Below are 21,583 nucleotides of genomic sequence, written 5' to 3' on the forward strand. Positions count from 1 at the left end.
ACGATGCAATGGCTGGAAATTGCGTGGTGCTAGACCGACGACAATGCGGCGTTCGGCAAGCGGCGTCTGATCCGCTGGGTGATCGCGCGGGCGAGCTTCTCGATGCGCGGCGGCTTGACGATCGATACGTGGCTGCCGCCGATGCGTGTCACCTCCAGGCCCTCCCCAAGCAGCGCGCTCCAGCCGTACGACGCGTCCTCGCCTTCACCACGGTCGGCGGCGAAATAAGTCACCGTCGTGGTAATGGGGGGCGCTTCGTAACCGACCCCTGCCGCTGCACCCGCGCGATAGACTGCGAGCACCCGCTTCATCAGCGCCATGTCCAACTGCGCCGGCAGCAAGTCTTCGCGCTGCAAGGTCGCGATCATGGCGTCGACGTCACCGCTTTGGGCGCAAGCCATCAACTCGGCATAGGCGAGGTGCTGCCGCACGTCGGCGCCTGCCATGGGCTGGTCGGCGATCCAATGCATCAGCGCCGCGCAGTCGTCGAAGCCGGCAGTGCCTTGGGCATGCAGTTGCGCCCGCAGATACGGACTGCTCCCCGTATCGATCATGCCGACAAAGCCGACGTCCTCGCCTGCGGCCAGCAACTGGCTGGCGATCTCGTACGCGATCATGCCGCCCAGCGACCAGCCCGCCAGCAGGTACGGGCCGGAGGCTTGCACGTGCCGCATCGCATCCAGATAGACGCTCGCCATGTCGACGATGCTGGCGTACGGCGTTTCACCGGCAGCGATGCCGCTTGCCGCCAGCGCGTAGACCCGCTGATCGTCATCCAGATGCCTGGCCAGGTCGAAGGCGTACTGAACCTCGCCGCCAATCGGATGAATCAGGAACAGGGGCGTCGAATGCCCCTGCGTGCGGATGGGAACCAGGTTTGGATGCCGCGAGGAAGCGTTGCTCGAATCGATGAAGTCCGCCAACGCAGCCAGGGTCGGATGCGAAAACAGGTAGCGCAGCTCCATCTCGATCCCGGCACGCTTGCGCAACTGCGAAACCAGCTGCACCGCCAGCAGGGAATGGCCGCCCAGTGCGAAGAAGTCGTCATGGATGCCGACCCGGTCGAGCTTAAGCACCTCGGCCCAAAGATCGGCCATGATCTCTTCGGTCGGCGTGCGTGGCGCGACGTAGCCTGCTTCGCTGCGTGTCATGTCAGGCGCCGGCAGCGCCCCGCGGTTGACCTTGCCGTTCGGCGTCAACGGCATGCGCTCTAGCACGATGAAGTAGCTTGGCAGCATGTACTCGGGCAGCGTTTGCGCAAGGATTGCGCGCAGTCGCGCCTCATCGGGCAGGACCTGCCCTTCGTGCGCCACCAGATAGGCCACCAGCCGCTTGTCGCCGATGCTGTCTTCGCGTGCCAGCACCACCACTTCACTGGCCACGGCTTGCAGTGCGGATTCGATTTCGCCCAGCTCGATGCGGAAGCCGCGCAGCTTGACCTGGTGATCGATGCGGCCGAGATATTCGATCTCGCCGTCGGTCCGGTAGCGGACCAGGTCGCCGGTGCGATACATGCGAGTCCCCGGCAGCGAACTGAAGGGGTTGGGAACGAATTTCTCCGTGGTCAGCTCCGGCCGGTGCAGGTAGCCACGCGCCAGGCCGTCGCCGGCAATGAACAGCTCGCCGGCGACACCACGCGGCACGGGCTCACCCTGCGCGTCGAGGATGTAGGTCTGCGTGCCGGCAATGGGACGGCCGATCGACACCGCCGCGTTCGAACCTTTCTCCACCAGGGTGAAGGTCGAGTACGTCGTGTCCTCCGAGGGACCGTACAGGTTGTAAACCCTCTCGACCGAAGGCTGTTGATACAGCGCCTGCGCCAAACTGTTGGCGAGCGCCTCGCCCGCCAGATTCACCACCTTGACCGAGGGCGGCAGCTCCCTGGCGCGCAGCACTTCGGCCATCGCCGAGGGCACGGTATTCACCAGCGTGACCGGCAATGTGCCTGCGTTTTCCATGAAATGCAGGATGTTGTCGACCAGCCATGCCGAGCCGCCCTGGCTCAGCGGCACAAACAGCTCGAAGATGGAAAGGTCGAAGCAGACCGACGTCGAGGCCAGTACCTTGGCGAGGCTTTCGCGATCGAAAGTAGCCAGCGCCCAGCGGATGAAAGCCACGGTATTTCGGTGCTGGATCGCGACACCCTTGGGCGTACCGGTGGAGCCGGAGGTATAGATCACGTAAGCCAGATCATCGCCCGTGGCCAGCAACGAAGGATTATCGTCACGCTCGCCAGCGAGCGACGCGCTTTGCGTGTCGACGCGGATGACCGTCATCCCGTCGATCGCAGGCAGCTCCAGCTGCAGCGAATGCTGCGTGAGCAGCACCCTTGGCTGCGCATCGAGCAGCATCGTCGCGATGCGACCAGCCGGATACGCGGGGTCCAGCGGCACGTAGGCGCCGCCGGCCTTCAGCACACCGAGCAGGCTGGCCACCAGGTCAGGCGTGCGCGTCATGCAGACACCCACCAGCACATCCGGGCCAACACCCAGACTGCGCAGCCGATGCGCCATGCCGTTGGCACGGCGGTTCAGTTCGGCATAGGTCAGCGCGACACCGTTGTGCATGACTGCCACACCGTCAGGCGTACGTGCCGCTTGCTCCTCGAACAGCGCATGCAGCGTTTGCGAACCATGCTCGGTACTCGAATCAACCACTGCGGCGTCGTTGAACCCATGCAGCAATTGATGCCGCTCGGCATCATCCAGCATCGCCAACTCACCCACCGGCCGCTCCGGCGCTGCCACGATCGCGTGCAGCAGGCGGCTGAAGTGGCCAGCCATCCGCTCGATCGTGCATGCGTCGAACAATGCCGTGCTGTATTCGAAGCTGCCTTGCAGTCCTTCCTGGCTTTCGATCAGCGTCAGCGTCAAATCGAACTTCGACGTCACGCTTTCGCTTTCCTTCAGGCTCAGCGACAGCCCCGGCAACGCCATCCCATCCATGGGCACGTTCTGCAACACCAGCATCACCTGGAACAGCGGTGCATAGCTGGTATGTCGCTCCGGCTGCAGAGCTTCCACCAACTGCTCGAATGGCACGTCCTGATGGGCGTACGCCTCCAGCGTCTGCTGACGCACTTGGCCGAGCAGTTCGGTGAAGCCGGCTTTCAGATCCACCTGGGTACGCAGCACCAGCGTGTTGACGAAGAAGCCGACCAGGGCCTCGATGTCGGCGCGGTTGCGGTTGGCGATCGGCGTGCCGATGCAGATATCGCCCTGGCCCGAGTAACGCGCCAACAACACATTGAAGGCCGCGCACAGTGTCATGAACAGCGTGCTCTGCGTAGTGCGACCCAGGGATTGCAATTGCGTTACGAGTGCCATCGGCAGCACGAACGGCATCGTAGCCCCCGCGTGGCTCGACTGCGGCGGACGCGGTCGGTCCGTCGGCAGCGTCAGCAGGCTCGGGCTGCCAGCCAATTGCCGTTTCCAGTAACGCAACTGGCCCTCTAGCACCTCGCCGCGCAACCATTCGCGTTGCCAGTGTGCGAAGTCGGCATACTGGATGGGCAGCGGCGGCAACGGCGAAGGCTCGCCCCGGATGAACGCCTGGTACAAGGCAGCCAGCTCGCGCACGATCACGCCGATCGACCAACCGTCCGACACGATGTGATGCATCGTCAGCAGCAGGATGTGCTCCTGCTCGTCAAGCCGCAGCAGCGCACTGCGGATCAGCAGATCCGATTCCAGGTCGAACGGCGTTTGCGCCTCCTCCTTGAACAGGCGCCGTGCCTCCGCCTGCCGATCCTTCGGCGACAGGTCCGACAGATCGCTGAGGGCCAGCGGCAACGCCATGGCCGGCATGATGACCTGCACGGGCGAACCTTCGTGGTCCGCGAAACGCGTGCGCAATGCCTCGTGGCGTTGCAGTATCGCGTCGAGCGCACGGCTCAGTGCATTCATGTCGAGATTGCCGGACAGCTGCAACGCTACCGGAATGTTGTACAACGCGCTCTCGCGATCCAGCTGATCCAGGAACCACAGGCGCGCCTGGGCGAACGACAGAGCCAGGGGCATGTCGCGATCCACCGGCCGCAGCGGCGGCGCGCTGCTTACGGTGCCGGCGTCGGCCAGGCGCTCCATCAATGCAGCAATCGACGGAGCATCGAACAAGACGCGCAACGGCAATTCGATGCGCAAGGCGCGCTGGATACGCGACACCAACCGCGTCGCCAGCAGGGAATGGCCGCCCAGCGCAAAGAAGTCGTCATGGATGCCGACCCGATCGAGCTTCAGTACCTCGGCCCATAGGCCGGCCATGATTTCTTCAGCCGGCGTGCGCGGCGCAACGTATCCCATGTCGCTGCGCGTCACATCCGGAGCCGGCAGCGCGCCGCGATGGACCTTCCCGTTCGGCGTCAGCGGCATGTGCTCAAGCGTGATGAAATAGCTGGGCAGCATGTATTCGGGCAGCGTCCGCAATAGCATGGCGCGCAGCTGCGGTTCGCTGGGCAACGGCCGCCCCTCATGCGCCACCAGATACGCCACCAGCCGCTTGTCGCCCGCACTGTCTTCGCGCGCCAGCACCACCACTTCGCTGGCCACGGCCTGCAACGCGGCCTCGATTTCACCCAGTTCGATGCGGAAGCCGCGCACCTTGACCTGATGATCGATCCGGCCGAGATATTCGATCTCGCCGTCCGTCCGGTAGCGGACCAGGTCGCCGGTGCGATACATGCGCGCCCCCGGCAGCGAACTGAAAGGATGGGGGACAAATTTCTCCGCGGTCAGCTCCGGCCGCTGCAGATAGCCGCGCGCCAATCCTTCGCCTGCGATGAACAGCTCACCGGCCACTCCCAGCGGCACCGGCTCCCCTTGGGCGTCGAGGATATAGGCCTGCGTACCGTCAATCGGGCGTCCGATCGACACGGGCGTGTTCGAGCCCTTCTCTACCAGGGTGAAGGTCGAGTACGTCGTGTCCTCCGAGGGACCGTACAGGTTGTAGACCTTCTCGACCGATGGCTGCTGATACAGCGCCTGCGCCAACGAGTTGGCCAAGGCCTCGCCAGCCAGGTTCACCACCTTGACCGATGCCGGCAACCCGCGCCCACGCAGCACTTCAGCCATCGCCGAGGGTACCGTGTTCACCAGCGTCACCGGCAATGCGCTCGCGTTCTGCATGAAATCCAGCACGTTGTCGACCAGCCATGCCGAGCCACCCTGGCTCAGCGGCACGAAGATCTCGAAAATGGAAAGGTCGAAGCAGATCGATGTCGAAGCCAACACCTTGGCAAGACTTTCGCGATCGAACGTTGCGAGCGCCCACTGGATGAAGGCTACGGTGTTGCGGTGCCGGATCGCTACGCCCTTGGGCTTGCCAGTCGAGCCGGAGGTATAGATCACATAGGCCAGGTCATCGCCACCGGCAAGCGGCGGAAGATTGTCGTCACATTCGCCATCGAGCCTTGCGTTTTCTGTTTCGACACAGAGCACCGTCATTCCGCTTACTTCGGGCAACTTCGCTTGCAGTGAGCTTTGCGTCAACAGCACCCTCGGCTGGGCGTCGAGCAGCATCGTGGCGATGCGTTCCGACGGATACGCGGGATCAAGTGGCACATAGGCGCCACCCGCCTTCAATACGCCCAACAGGCTGACGATCAAGTCAGGCGTACGCGCCATGCAGACGCCCACCAGTACATCCGGACCGACCCCAAGACTGCGCAGCCGATGGGCCAGGCGATTGGCGCGCCGATTCAGTTCGGCATAGCTCAGCACGACGCCGTTGTGCATTACCGCTACCAGGTCAGGGGTGTGCTCCGCTTGTGCCTCGAACAGGGAGTGAACGGTCTGTGTCAGTGCCGGTGTCGCCACTGTCGCCGCTCCGTTCCACTCTTGCAGCAGCTGCTGCCGCTCGGTGGCCGGGATTACATCCAGGCTGTCGATGCGCGCCTCTGGCTGGGTTTCCAGCGCATTGGCCAAGTCCTCAAGCACCGTATGCATGTATTGGCACACACGCTGTGCGCGGTCCTCGCCCTGGATCTGGACGGCGATACCGAAGCCATCGCCCGAGTCGTCGACCGAAACCAGGCAGGGATAGTTGGTGCGCTCCTTTACCCGAAGCGGACGCATGCCCTCCAGCATGTCGATAGCGGACGCGTCGGCGCCGACGTTATGGCGATAGTTGAATAGAGATGAGAACAATGGTGTCGGCGCAACCACGCTGCTGGCACGCTGAGCCAAGGCCAGCGGTGCATGTTCGTGGCGCAGCAACCGGGTCAGGATCGAATGCGTATCGCGCACTCCTTCGAGGACGGTCTTCGCTCCGGTCTGGATGCAAACTGGCAAGGTATTGATGAAGATGCCCAGCACCCGGTCCGAACCCTCGCCGCTCTGCATGCGGCCGAACAGTACCGTGCCGAACACCACGTCTTTCCTTCCGGAGAGGCGCGACAAGACCTGTGCCCACGCCAGGTGCATCAGGCTGGCCGTGCTCACGCCCAGCCTGCGTGCCTGCTGCCGCAGCCGTCGGCCCAGCATCGACTCCACTTTCAGTTGCGCCTCGGCGATATCCGTACCGTCGCCCTGCACGTTCAACATGCCGAACGGCGCGGTGGGCTCGTCGACGTGCGCAAGCATCGGGCGGAAGAATGCCTCGTGTTCGGCCTGGCTGACCCCGAAGCGGGCCTGCGCCACGAAGTTGCGATACGGCAGTGGCTCGGGCAATGTCGCTCCACGTCCGTCGAGCACGGCCTTCAGTTCGCCCATCAACAGCTTGAGCGAGGTGTTGTCGTCGATCAGGTGATGCAAGAGGACCTGCATCAGCCAGCGCCCCTGTGCCGCATCCTCGGCCACGAAGCAGCGGAGCAGCGGCGCCTGGCGCACGTCCAGGCGGTAATTGAGCGGGTTGTAGCGCTCACCCAGCTGCGCGGCCACGTCACCGCTCGGGTCCAGGCTGACTTCTTCAAGCGGCAACGGCGCATGGCGCCATACCACCTGCATCGGTTCGGCCAATCCTTCCCAGACCATGGCGGTGCGGAAGGCATCATGCCGCGCGATCACCGTCTCCCACGCCGAGACGAAGCGGTCGAGATGGCTGCGCGTTTCGAACGCCCACAGCATCTCCATCAGGTACGCGTCACGCTCGCCCGCCATCCGGTGGTGGAACAGAATGCCCTCCTGTGCCGGCGCCAAGGGATAGATGTCCTGGATATTCGCCGCGCCGCCGGGCACGCGCTGGACAATGGCGGCGATGTCCTCGCCGCTCAGTTTCGTCAGCGTCACCATCTCCGGCGTGATCTGCGTGCAACCCGCCGGAATCGCATTGGCAGGCACGACCATCCCATGGCCGCCCTTGCTCGTTGCAACGGCCAGCGCCGCCACCGTCGGCTCGGCGAAGAACTGCCGGATATCCACCGCCAGTTCGACCCGGCGCATCCGCTCGATCAACGCGATGGCGAGCAGCGAATGGCCGCCCAGGGCGAAGAAATCGTCGTGCACGCTGACCTTGTCCAGCTTCAGCACTTCGGCCCAGATGCCGGCGATCACCTCTTCCGCCGGCGTGCGCGGTGCGACATACGTTGCCTCGCTGCGCCTGGCGTCGGGTGCCGGCAACGCCTTGCGGTCGAGCTTGCCGTTCGCGGTCAGCGGAAAGGCCTGCAGCGCCACGAAATGGTTCGGCAGCATGTACTCGGGCAGGTTCTTCGCCACGGTTGCTCGCAGTTGCGCCTCGTCAGGCATTGATTGCCCGTCGCGCGCTACTACGTAGGCCACCAGCCGCTTGTCGCCGGGCTGGTCTTCGCGCACCACCACCATGGCTTCGCGCACTGCCGGATGGTCGACGATGCGCGCTTCGATCTCGCCCAGTTCAATGCGGAATCCGCGGATCTTGACCTGTTCGTCGTTGCGCCCGAGGTACTCGACGCTGCCGTCGGCCAGCCAGCGGCCGACGTCGCCGGTCTTGTAGAGCCGCGCTTGCGGATCGTCGATGAACGGGTGCGCGATAAAGCGTTCGGCGGTCAATTCCGGCCGATTGAGATAACCGCGCGCCACGCCTGCACCACCCACGTACAACTCGCCCGCCACGCCAATCGGTGCCGGCTGGCGATGTGCATCCAGCACATAGAGCTGCAGGTCGGGAATCTGGCGCCCGATCGGACTGGGGCCGACGCGATAGGCATCCGCCGCCGCCAACGCCAGATAAGTGACGTGCACGGTCGTTTCGGTGATGCCATACATGTTGACCAGGCGCGTAGCGGCGTTGACCGACCGTTCGTACCACGGTTTGAGCGCGCTCAACTCCAGCGCTTCGCCGCCGAAGATGACGTAACGCAGCCGATGCGGGCGAGCATTGTCACCCTGGGCGGCAATCAGCTGGCGGAACGCGCTGGGCGTCTGGTTGAGCACCGTCACGCCTTGCGCGCACAACAGCTCATGAAACTCCAGCGGCGAACGCGTCACTGCTTGCGGCACCACCACCAGCTTGCCGCCGTAGGCCAGTGCACCCCAGATCTCCCACACCGAAAAGTCGAAGGCGAAAGAGTGGAACAGTGTCCATACGTCGTTCCGCCCGAAGCCATACCAGTGGTCGGTGGACGACAGCAGGCGCGTTACGTTGCCGTGCGCCACCATCACACCCTTGGGTTTGCCGGTCGAGCCGGAGGTATAAATGATGTACGCCAGATGATGCGGCATGAGCCCGATGTCGGCGACGTCGAGATTGCCTGCATCGGCACGCTCCCACATCGCTGCGTCGCTTTGCAGATCCAGCACCGGCATCGATGATTCCTGCAGGATGTCCTGCACCGCCGGCGGCAGGCTTTCCCTGCCGTTGACGAGCACCACGACCGGCGCGCTGTCGGCGAGGGTGTAGCTCAGGCGATCGGCCGGATAGGCTGGATCCAGCGGCACATAGGCGCCGCCAGCCTTCAGTATCGCCAGCACACCCACGATCATGGCCACCGAACGCTCTACGCATAGCCCCACCAGCACGTCCGGACCTACGCCCCATCCACGCAGGTGGCGCGCCAGGCGATTGGCCTGCGCATTGAGTTGCGCGTAAGTCAGCGATGCATCCTGGTAAACCACCGCGATGCCGTCGGGCTCCATTGCCGCCTGAGCTTCAAACAGCTCATGCAACACGCGCCGATCGGGCCCGATGCCCGGATCCATCACGCCGGTGTCGTTGAAGGCATACAACAGCTGCTGCCGCTCAGCGTCATCCAGCATGGCCAGCTCGCCGACCGCGCGTTCCGGCTCCGCCACGATCGCCTGCAGCAAACGGCTGAAGTGACCGGCCATCCGCTCGATCGTACGCGCCTCGAACAATTCCGTGCTGTATTCGAAGCAGCCCTGCAGACCCTCCCTGCCCTCGGTCAAAGTCAGCGTCAGGTCGAACTTCGACGTCACGCTCTCGCTTTCCTTCAAGCTCAGCGACAGACCCGGCAACGACAGCTCGCCCATCGGCATGTTCTGCAACACCAGCATCACCTGGAACAGCGGTGTGTAGCTGGCATGGCGCTCGGGCTGTAGTGCTTCCACCAGCTGCTCGAACGGCACGTCCTGGTGCGCGTACGCGTCCAGCGTGTGCTGGCGTACCTGCCCAAGCAATTCGGTGAAACCAGCCTTCAGATCCACCTGGGTGCGCAACACCATCGTGTTGACGAAGAAGCCGATAAGACCTTCTATGTCGGCACGATTGCGATTGGCGATCGGCGTGCCGATGCAGATGTCACTCTGGCCCGAGTAACGTGCCAATAGCACATTGAAGGCCGTGCATAGCGTCATGAACAGCGTGCTGCGCGCACTCCGCCCCAACTCCTGCAACCGCGCGACCACGGTGGCTGGCAGCGCAAACGGCAAGGTTGCGCCGGCATGGCTCGACTGCGGCGGGCGCGGCCGGTCCGTCGGCAGTGCCAGCAGACTCGGGCTGTCGGCCAGTTGCCGTTTCCAATAGCTCAGTTGCCGCTCCAATATCTCTCCGCGCAGCCACTCGCGTTGCCAGTGGGCAAAGTCGGCGTACTGCAGCGGCAAAGGTCGCAGCGGTGAAGGCTCGCCCTGCAAAAATGCGCGGTACAGCGCCGCCAATTCGCGCACCACCACGCCCATCGACCAACCGTCCGACACGATGTGATGCATCGCCAGCAGCAGGATGTGTTCTTCGTCGCCAAGCTTGATCAGATGGAAGCGGATCAGCGGCCCCGTCGACAAATCGAAAAGCGCGACCGCGTCTTCCTGCGTGCGCAGCCGTGTTTCCGCCTCGCGTTCAGCCAACGACAGCCCGCTCAGGTCAGTGATCGCCAGATCCGGCAACGAAGCCGCGACGATGCGCTGTACCGGCTCATTGCCTACCATCGCAAACGTGGTACGCAAGGCCTCGTGACGATGCACGATCTCATTGAGCGTGCGCGACAAGGCGTTTACGTCGAGCTGCCCGGACAAGCGTACGGATGCGGCGAGATTGTAGAGCTCGCGCCGCGCTTCGTACTGATCGAGGAACCACAGACGCTGCTGCGCGAACGACAAGGGCAATGCCGCATCGCGCGCGACGGGGTGTATCGAAGAGAGCGATTCCGGCTTGCCTGTTGCCGCATCAGCCAGACGCAACCTTGCGGCCAGCGCCTTCAGGCTTGGCGCCTCGAACACCGCACCCACCGGCAGTTCGATGCCCAGCTCGATGTGGATGCGTGACACCAGCTGCGTCGCCAGCAAGGAGTGGCCGCCCAGCTCGAAGAAGTCGTCATCCGGTTCGATCGATGCGCGTCCAAACAAGTCCTGCCAGAGACGGAGCAGCGTCGATTCGGGGCCGGCCTGCGGCTCGCTCGGGCTTGCCTCGACAGGCGGCGCATCCACAACCGGGACTTCACGCCGGACAAATGATGTAGCCAATACCTCGGGCGCTTCGGGATACGGCACATCCGTCCAGTAGCGCTCACGGGCGAACGGATACGTCGGCAGACTGATGCGACGCGGGCGTCTCGCACGGGCACCGGCTTCATACAGCGAGTTCCAGTCGAAACCGAAGCCCTTGACCCACAGCTCCAGCAACTTGGTGAACTTGCCTTTGGCGACCCATGCCTGTACCGCCAGCTGGATGTCTTCGTCCCCTGCCAGCATCGCCATGGCGTGACGCTTGGCGTGGCCGCGATACACGCCCGTGATGTCTGCGTCGCCCGCGGCGCATGCGGCCAGCTTGTGGCGAAGTTCGTCGAGCGAATCGACCAGCAACGCAAGGCGCTCTTCCATGGCTTCGCGGCCGACCTGCAGCGTATAGGCCAGATTCGCCAGCGTCACGTCGGCGCTTATCCGTGCCGGCGAAATTGCCTCAGCCAGACGTTGCACCTGCTCCTGCAAGCGGCGGGGATCGCGTGCCGACAACACGACCATTGCCGGACCACGCAGCTCGGCATCCCAGCCAACCGGCGGGGGCGCGACATACTCCTCGATCACCAGGTGCGCGTTCGCACCGCCGGCACCGAATGAAGACACGCCGGCGATCCGGGGAACCTCGCGCTGCTGTCCTGCGATAACCAATACGGGACGCTTCCATTCCGCAAGGGCCCGTTGCACAAAGAACGGCGTGTCGGCGAAATCGATGTTCGGGTTGAGCACTTCCGCATGCAGGCTCGGCACCAAAGTGCGGTGCTTCATCTGCATCAGTACCTTGCTGATCCCGACGAAACCGCTGGCGCTCTCGCTATGACCCACGTTGGATTTGACCGAGCCGATCGAGCAGAACTGCCGGTCCTGCGTTCCGCTGCGGAACGCCTTGGACAAGCCGGCTACTTCGATCGGGTCGCCCATGCTGCTGCCGGTACCCTGCGCCTCGATATAGCTGACGGTGCGTGGCTCGATGCCGGCGCGCTGCAGTGCGTCGGTAACCAGCTGCGCCTGCAGGTTCGGGTTGGGCGTCATGTAGCTGTGCGACTTCCCGCCGGAATTGATCGCACTACCCTTGACCACGCCATAAATGTGGTCGCCGTCGTCGATCGCTCGTTGCAGCGGCTTGAGCACCAGGGCCCCCACCGCCTCACTATCGACAAAGCCATCGCAATCGGCCGCGAACGGCTTGCACTTGTCGCCGCTGGCCAGCATTTCCAGCGAAGACAGATCGATCACGTGCGCCGGCGTCACCAGCAGGTTCACGCCACCGGCGATGGCGACCTCGATTTCGCCACTGCGCAGGCTTTCGATCGCCAGGTGCACCGCGGTCAGCGAAGACGAGCAGGCGGTATCCACCGCCATGCTGGGCCCCTGGAAGTTGAGCAGATAGGAAATGCGGTTGGCGATCGACCAATAGCGCGGGCCGGTCGCGTAGTGCTCGTTCAACACGCCCACGTAGGTGCCGATCTTTCGGCTCCGGCACAGGGTTTCCGGCGTGTAGCCGGCGTCTTCGATGCTGGCGTAGACCTCTTGCATGAAGAGCCGCTCTTGCGGGCTGATCACGCGTGCCTCCTGCGGCGTGATGTTGAAGAACAGGCGATCGAAGCTGTCCGCGTCGTCCACGAGACCGGCCCAGCGGGTGTAGGTCTTGCCGGGCTGCTGCCTGCGCGGGTCAAAAACCTTGCTGCTGTCCCAGCGCTCCGGCGGCACTTCGGAAATACAGTTGCGCCCGGCGACCAGGTTGTCCCAGAACCGATGGACGTCGCTGGCGCCCGGGTAGCGTCCGGAAAGACCGATGATCGCCACGTCGAAGGGCTGCCCACTTGCTGGCGCGTTCGTCGCCACTTTCTGGGGACGGTTCCATCCGCGCGCGGTACGGCGCTTCGTTACGGATATTGGCGCCGATACCGCGACTGGCATCGACTTTGTCGACACCGCGGTCGTGGCGGGCGCGGTTGCGTTCGCCCCGCCAGCTTGTGCTTGCGCAATCGCCGGATATTCGTGCACCAGATGGCCGGCCAGTCCGGCCAGCGTGGGGTATTCGAAGAAGATCGTGGGCTTCAGTTCCAGCCGGTAGCGCTGATTGAGCGCGTTGGCGAACTCGGCAAACATGATCGAATCGAAGCCGTATTCGCTCAGCGAAGTGTCCTCGTCGATATCCTCCACCCTGACCTTGATCAGCGCCGAAGTCATGCTCACCAGTTCGCGCCCTAGCCTTTCCGGCTGCGGCTGAGCACTCATGCTGGCCACGGTGACGACCTCATCGGCTGCCTGGACCGGGGGCACCGCCGGTTGCCCGGATGGGCCGGTGAGCACCTCGCGGATGCGTGCCGCATCGCCGGCCATCACCAGCAGCTGGCTGACGCCACTCGCCAGCGCCTGCTGCAAGCTCGCCACGCCGCTGGCGCTGTCCAGCGCATGCATGCCCAACTGCTGTGCCAGCATGGCGCGCGTTGCCGCATCCACCTGCATGCCGCCCTCATCCCACAGCGGCCAGTTCACCGATAGCGTGCGTCCACGGCGTTGCCCTTTGGCGACCAAATCGCTGCGATAGTGAACGAAGGCATCCATGAAGGCATTGCCTGTTGCGTAGTCGGCCTGCCCGGGATTGCCGAGCGCTCCGGCGATCGACGAGAAGCAGGTGAAGAAATCCAGCGCAATATCGCGACTGGCTTCGTCCAGATTGAGCGTACCGGACACCTTGGCAGCCAAAACTTCGCGCAGTTGCTGCGAGGTCTTGCCGACGAGATAGCCGTCGCGCAGGACACCCGCGCTGTGGATGATGCCGTCCAGGCTCTCGAACTCTTCCGGAATGCCGCGTACGAGCTCTGTCAGCGCATTGGCGTCCGCGACATCCACGGCGTGGTAACGCGCCACGGCGCCAAGCGTTTCGAGCTGGCGAAGATTTGCCTGGATGCGCTCGTTCGAGGCCGAACGGCCGGTGAGGATCAGCACCGGGTTCCTGGCCAGGCCGGCTATCGCGCGCGCGAAGATCAGACCCAGCCCGCCGGCGCCGCCGGTGATCAGATAGACACCCCCTGCCTTCCACGGCATGGGCGTTTCGGTGGCCTGCGAGTACTCCTCCCAACCCGCCACCTGGCGTTTGCCGTCGATGTAACGCACCTGCTGCACATCGTCGCCGCGATTCTCCAGCAGCGCCCTGGCAACATCCTGCCCCGGCTCGACGCTGATGAGCTGGCCGGCCACGCGGGAATTTTCCAGCGCCGCGGTACGCAGCATGCCACCCAGTCCACGCAAGGTCTGGTGCACACCGCGGTCCGGCACGACTATCTGTAGCAGCAGCTTTCCTGCCTGACGGCTCCACGCCTGCAGTTGCTCAAGCAAAAGCTCCGCCGCGGCCTCGAAGCAACGGGCCGGATCACGGTCGGTCGGCAGGCGCAGGCAGATGGCATCCGGCAGATCGCGCTCGATGGCCGCATCAAGCCCAAGCAAAATGACGTGCCTGGCATAAACGGCATCCGTCGATTTCGCTACCGAACGCGCTAGCCATACAGGCTGGAACATAAGGGTTTGCATCGATGCCTGCGACATGGCCTGACGCGCAGCCGGTTGCGGCTTGACCGCAGTGCTCAGCACGGGCATCAGACTCAGGCCACGCAGGCGCACGCATACCGCGCCCTGCTCGTCGCAAAGATCCAGATCGAGCCGGCGCACTGCATCACCAGCCTTGCTCGCCACACTCGGACGCACGACCACCCACATCGAAGACGTAGACGGACGCAACATCTCCAGCGCATCCAGCGCGAACGGCAGCATCAGCGCCGTGTCCACCTTGCCGGAAGTCGTATCCATCTGCATGCCGAGCGTCGCCTGCAATGCGGCATCAAGCAGGCTTGGATGCATCCCATAGCCTTCCTGCGGCGCCGTCGGCGGCAGCACAATACGCGCAAGCAGCTGCGACGATCCGATTGAGATTTCGGCGAGGCCCTGAAACGTGGGACCGTAGTGCAGGCCCATTTGCTCGAACAACGCGTAGCACTGCGATGCACTCAAGCTGGCGGCGGCGCAATCACTGCGCAGCGATGCCAGGTCAAGCGAGGCCGAAGCCACAAGTGTGGCGACAGCTGCCGTGCCGTGGCTGTACACCATCGGCTCGCCGTCTTCGCCATCGCTATAGATTTCGAACGGCAACTCGCCGGTTTCTTCCGGATAGAGCGCAATGTGCAAATCGAGGCCATCGGCGTCCACGACCACGGGGCGCACCCAGGCGATATCACGCAGCTGCAGCCCGTGATCTTCGCCAAAGGCTTCGCGTGCGGCGCAACGTGCCATCTCCAGCTGCGCGGCGCCAGGCAGGATACGCGACCCGCGTACGACGTGGTCGGCCAGATAGAACTCGTGGCCGGTCAGCCGCGTGCTGAAACGCAAGCCTGATACGTCCGACGTGTTCCGGTGCAACAGTGGATGTAGCACCGTGTTGGTGGCGCCGTTGACGGCGCCCTGCGGCGCATTGACGTCGAGCCAGTACCGCTCGCGGGCGAAGGGATAGGTCGGCAGGCTGATACGCCGCGGCGCTTGGCTGTAAAGAGCCTTCCATGCCACCGGCAGACCCTTCACCCACAGGTCCAGCAATTTGCCTTGTTTGCCCTGGGCCATCCACGTGGACAGCAAGGTATTCGTCGCTTCGTCGCCGGTCAGCGTGCTGAGCGCTTCCTTGGTCCGTTTCACCTGGCCGCGGTAGATTTCTTGCTGCTCCGCTTCGCCCGCCAGGTATCCGGCCAAGGCCGAACGAAGCTCACCCAGCGTATGCACCGCTACGCCAAGACGCTCATCCATCGCTTCGCGCCCTACCTGCAGCGTATAGGCGAGTTCGTCCAGGCGCAGCGAGGCATCGTTCTTTCTTGCCTCCAGAAAGGCCGACAGCTGAACCACTTGTTGCCGCAGTTGTTCCTCGTTACGAGCCGACAGTACGACCAATGCCGGGCCTGATTGAGCGACATCCGTACGTACCGGCGCGTCGTACTCCTCGATCACCACGTGCGCATTCGCACCGCCTGCGCCGAACGAGGAGATCCCCGCAATGCGCGGATAGGTGCGCGTGACGCCATCTTTTTCCACCACTGGCCGCTCCCACGGGGCCAGCGTCTGCTGCACCACGAAGGGCGTGGCGGTGAAGTCGATGTTCGGATTGAGCACACTCGAATGCAGGCTGGGGGCCAGCTGCCGGTGCTTGAGCTGCAGCAGCACCTTGGTGACGCCCGCAATGCCCGCCGCGCTTTCGCAATGCCCGATATTCGACTTGGCTGAACCGATCGCGCAGTACTGACGGGCCTGCGTCCATTGCCCGAACGCCTTGCTCAAGCCCGCGATCTCGATCGGATCGCCCAGGCTGGTGCCGGTGCCGTGCGCTTCGATATAGCTGATCGCACGTGCGTCCACGCCGCCATCGCGCAACGCCTGCTCGATCACCTTCGCCTGGGCGTTCGGGTTCGGCACCGTGTAGCCGTTGGTCTTGCCGCCGTGGTTGATCGCCGTCGCGCGAATCACGCCATAGATATGGTCGCCATCGGCCACCGCCTGCGCCAGCGGCTTGAGCAGCACCGCACCCACGCCTTCGCCCGGCACATAGCCTTCGCCGCCCTCGCCGAAGCTTTCGCAGCGCCCCTTGCCGGAGATGAACTTGCCCTGCGCCAGCATCAGGTACTTGTTCGGATGGATCGATACGTTCACACCGCCGGCGACGGCCACAGCGCAACCGCCTTGTCTCAGGCTTTGACACGCCAGGTGGATGGCCGTCAGCGACGAGGAACACATCGTGTCCAGCGCCAGGCTCGGACCATGGAAGTTGCAGTAGTACGAGATGCGGTTGGCCACCGAGGCGGCGCTGTTGAGTACGGCTACGTTCTGTCCGCGCGCCTGCGCCTGCGCGCCGTATAGCTGATATTCCTCGTACATCACGCCGACGAACACCCCCACGCTGCCGTCGGTGGCGGCACTTTCACGTGTATAGCCAGCGTCTTCCAGCGCCCCGTGCACGCATTCCAGGAACAGTCGTTCCTGTGGGTCCATCAACTCCGCTTCGCGCGGCGAGATGTTGAAGAACAGCGGGTCGAACTTGTCGACCTCGTCGAGGAAGCCGCCCCATTTGCTGTAGGTGGTGCCGGCCTTGCTACGGTCGGCGTCGTAGTAGCGCCGCCAGTCCCAGCGTTCCAGCGGGATCTCGGTGATGCTGTCCTTGCCGCCGCTGAGGTTGGCCCAGAACGACTCCACGTCGTTCGCCTGCGGATAGCGGCCGGACAGGCCGATGATCGCGATGGCGCCGTGGTCGCTGGCTACGGCGGACGAGGCTTCGACACTCGCGCTTTGGAAGTTCGGACTCTGTGTGCCAAAACGAGGGCGACGCTTCAATGGCGAGACGAGCGGCGGCGCCGATGCCGTTTCGGACGCAGTCGCTACGCTGGCATCAGGCGCAGCTTCGCCCAACAATTCGCCGAGCCGGCCGGCATGGTTCTGCACAAAATAGCCGGCCAGCGCAGCAATCGTCTGGTATTCGAACAGCAGCGTCTTGGAAAGCGTCCCGAAGGCTTCTTCCAGCGCACGGGTCAGCTCCATCACCAGAATCGAATCGATCCCATAGGCTTCCATCTGCGCATGCGCGTCGATGCCATGCGCCGGGCGCTTCAAGGTACCTGCCAGTTGCCGCACCAGATAGCGGACAGCTTTCTCCTGCAGATCGCCCGTCTTGCCTTCCGGGTCGGCCGACCTGGTTGCCCCCGGCGCGACAGCTGGCGCTCCTTTGGCAAGATGGGCCTTGAAACGATCGATCGCGCCCTCGGCCACCAGCAGTTGCGGCATGCCGCTCGCGCATGCCTGTGCGTAGGCTGCCCAACTGCTTTGGGTACGCAGAGGTATCAAGCCGGTATCGCGTGTCATCGCCTGCCGGGTCGACTCATCGACCTGCATGCCGCCCGCCTCCCACAAGGGCCAGTCGAGGGCGAGCGATCGGCCAACACGCAATCCTTGCCGCACCATTTCGGCACGGTATTGCATGTAGCCGTCCATGAAGGCATTGGCCGCCGCGTAGTCGGCTTGTCCCACATTGCCAAGTGCGCCCGAAGTGGAGGCGAAGCAGATAAAACTGTCGAGCGCCATTTCGCGGCTGGCCAGGTCCAGGTTGACCAGGCCGGCGACCTTGGCGCGCAGCACTTCGCGCAGCTCCTGCGCGGTCTTCTTGATGATGAAGCCGTCGCGCAGCACGCCGGCAGCATGAACGATGCCGTTCAAGCCGCCGAACTCATCGCGGATGTTCCGCAGCAGCAGAGCCACGGCAGCGGCATCGCCGACATCCACCTGCCGATAGCGTACGAACGCGCCCGCTTGCTCGATCGCGCGAATATCCGCCTGTACCGCCTCGCTGGCCGGCGAGCGTGCCGCCAGGATCAGGGTGGCCCCCTTCGCCTGCCGCGCGATCTCGCGCGCAAAGATCAGTCCCAGGCCGCCGGCGCCGCCGGTGATCAGGTAAACGCCGTGATCCTTCCATGGCGATGGTGCGTCGGCAATGGGCGCCAGCTCGTTCCAGGCCATCGTCATGCGCCGCCCGTCGACGTAACGCACCTGCGCCGCATCGCCGCCGGCATTTTCGGCCAGCGCCTGGGCCATGTCCTGATGGCGCCCGACGGCAAGCAGCTGGCCGATCAGATTCGGATTTTCCCGTTGCGCCGTGCGCAGCATGCCGCCCAGTCCTGCCCAGGCCATGCCCTCGCCTTCGTTCGGCACCACGACCTGGATCAGCTGCCGCCCCTTTGAGCGATAGAGTTCCTGCAACTTTTCCAGCAATTGGCAGCACGCGTCTTCATAAGTCCGCGCCAGATCGCCTTCCACGTCGACGTCGACGCACTCGACACCTGGCATCGGTGTCGAGTCGACGCCGCAAAACAACGCCACGCGCCGGGCAAATGGGGCCGCCGCAACCGGTGCGGCCGGTTGCTCGCGCCAATGCGGATGCAGCAAAGCCGTGCGCGACGGCTCGCCTGCATCATCCAGGGTTGCCGCACGCACGCAGAAATCCTTGAGGCGAATGCATACGACGCCCTGGTCGTCGCAAAGATCGAGATCGAACTTCTGTACCGCGCCGGTGGCACGGCGATGGATGACCGCCCACATCTGCGGTACGCACGGCGCTAGGACCTCCAATTCACCGAGTGCGAACGGCAACACCAGGCTGCGCTCACCGGCGCTGCCGTCGCCCTCCCGCATCCCGATCGCCGCCTGCAGCGCCGCATCGAGCAAGCTCGGATGCAGGACATAACCGCCCTCCGCCATGCGCAGCACGTACGGCATGGCGATACGCGCCAACGCCCGCTCTTCACCCACGAACAATTCGACCAGGGCGCGATGGGCCGGGCCATAACTCAAGCCGACCCGATTCAACGCGGCATAAATTTGATCGGCGCCCAGGCGCGCGTGTGCGCACTGGCTACGGAAACCCTCAAGCTGGTAAGGCGCGACCGCTTCAGAAACGCGCTTCGTCACCGTGCCTTGGGTGTATACGACCGGCTCGCCGCCGTCGTTCTCGCTGTAGATCTCGAAATCGATGCGTCCGTCGGGCGTCGGGAACAAGGCAAGGTCCAGCTCGACCGCGTCGGCGCGCTTGGTGACCGGCCGCATCCACACCACATCGCGAAGACGATAGCTGCCATCGGGCCAACCCATCGCCAGCTTGACGGCGCCGCGGGCCATCTCCAGCTGGGCTGCGCCGGGCAAGGTACGCGCGCCTTTCACCACGTGATCGGCCAGGAAGAATTCGCTGCCGCTGAAGCGGGAACTGAAACGAAGCCCCGCAATATGGGACGTGTTCTGGTGTACCAGCGGATGCAGGGTCGGAGTGTCCCGCTTTACGCCATTCGCCTCGACCCAGTATTTCTCCCGGGCGAAAGGATAGGTGGGCAAGGCGGTGCGGCGTGGCCTGCTCGCGCCATAGAGCCGGGTCCAGTCGATCTCGTGGCCGGCGGCCCAGCGTTTCGCCAGCTCAGGGAGATTGCGTTCGGCAAGCAAGAGGGCGAGTTCATCGCCGGACTGCGAATCCTCGGTCAATTGCGTCAAGGTTTGCGCGCCGACGCGCCCCGTGATCGCGCCGGTCGAATCACCCTCCAGCCATGCCGCCAGCTGGGTCCGCACCGCGTCGAGCGAATCGGCCACGAACGCCAGGCGTTCTGCCATGGCCTGACGCCCCACTTGCAGCGTGTAGGCAAGCTCATCCAGGTGATAATGGCGCTCCTCCCGCGATGCCAGCGCATTGAGCAATTGCCTGGCGCCTTGGCGCAACACGGCAACGGTTTTCGCGGACAGCAGGATCAAGGCCGGCTCCGTCGCGATTTCGACACGCGCAGGCTCTCGATACTCCTCGACGATCACGTGCGAGTTCACGCCGCCGAAACCGAACGAACTGATGCCCGCACGCCGCGGGATGGCCGCTCCGGCTTCGTCCACCCGTGCAGGCCATGGCTGTGCCTGGTCGACAATGAAGAACGGACTGTCCGCCAAGCTGATGCGCGGATTGAGCTTCTGGTAATGCACCAGCGGCGGAAAACTTCGGTGCTGCATACTCAACACAGTCTTGATCACGCCCGCCAGGCCGGCCACCGATTCCAGATGGCCAACGTTGGTCTTGACGCTGCCGATGCCGCACGAGTGCTCGTCTAGCGTGACACCCTGTTCAGCGGCCACGCGCGAAAAGGCCATCTTCAGGCCTTCCACTTCGATCGGATCGCCCTTGGGGGTACCCGTGCCATGGGCTTCAACGTAATTGACGGTATCCACCGGCACTGCCGCGTCGCGCAAAGCCTCCGCCACCACGTTCGACTGGGCGAGCGACCCCGGATAGGTCACCGTGCGCGCACGGCCGCCATGGTTTATCGCCGAACCGCGCAGCACCGCAACGACGCGGTCGTTGTCGCGCCTGGCGTTGGCGAGCGGCTTGATCAGCAGCATCGCCGCGCCTTCGCCACGCACATAGCCATTGGCGCGCTCATCGAAAGTCTTGCAGCTGCCGTCGGGCGACAGCATGCCCGTCTTGGAGAACGAGATGAAATGCGTCGGACTGCACAGCACGCTGATGCCACCGACCAGGGCCTGATCGCACTGGCCGCGACGAATGGCATGCGCCGCCTCGTGCAACGCGACCAGTGAGCTGGAACATGCCGTATCGATCGGCAGGCTCGGCCCATGCAGGTTCAGGAAATGCGAGATGCGATTGGGAATCAGGGCCGTATGCGTGCCGGTCGAGACATGCCCCTCGATCGCATCGAGCGCGTTACTCAGATGCGCCTCGTAGTCGAAGTTGAAGACGCCTATATAGACGCCGGTCCTGGTGCCGCTCAGCCCTTTCGGGTCGTAGCCGGCATCCTCGATGCAGGCCCACGCCTGCTCCAGCATGATCCGCTGCTGCGGGTCCATCACTTCGGCCTCGCGCGCCGAGACGCCGAAGAAATCCGCGTCGAAGTACTCCACTGCGTCGACGAAGCCGCCCCACTTGCTGATCGATTTGTTTTTCGCCTGCGGATCGGGCGAATAGAACGCCTCCTTGTCCCAGCGGCTTTCCGGTACCTCGCCGATACTGGACAGGCCATCGCGCAGGTTGCGCCAGAACTGCTCGTAGTCGGCCGCCCCGGGGAAACGACACGCCATGCCGACGATCGCCATCAAGCAGCTGTCGTCACCTGCCTCGTTCGTGCGCGACAGACCTTCTCCGCCCGGTAACTGCTGAACGCTCATGCTGATCCCTTCCCTTGAAGTGCGATGCG

General features: G+C 64.1%; 1 protein-coding gene. It reads right to left on the minus strand.

The features are described 5' to 3' along the window. Positions 1-29: 29 nt before the first annotated feature. Complete coding sequence (locus tag EKH80_RS03635) at positions 30-21,554, minus strand: non-ribosomal peptide synthetase (RefSeq protein WP_126683362.1); 21,525 nt, start codon at positions 21,552-21,554, stop codon at positions 30-32. Positions 21,555-21,583: the final 29 nt, after the last annotated feature.

This window comes from Dyella choica (assembly GCF_003977665.1).
GTDB classification, from domain to species: domain Bacteria; phylum Pseudomonadota; class Gammaproteobacteria; order Xanthomonadales; family Rhodanobacteraceae; genus Dyella_B; species Dyella_B choica.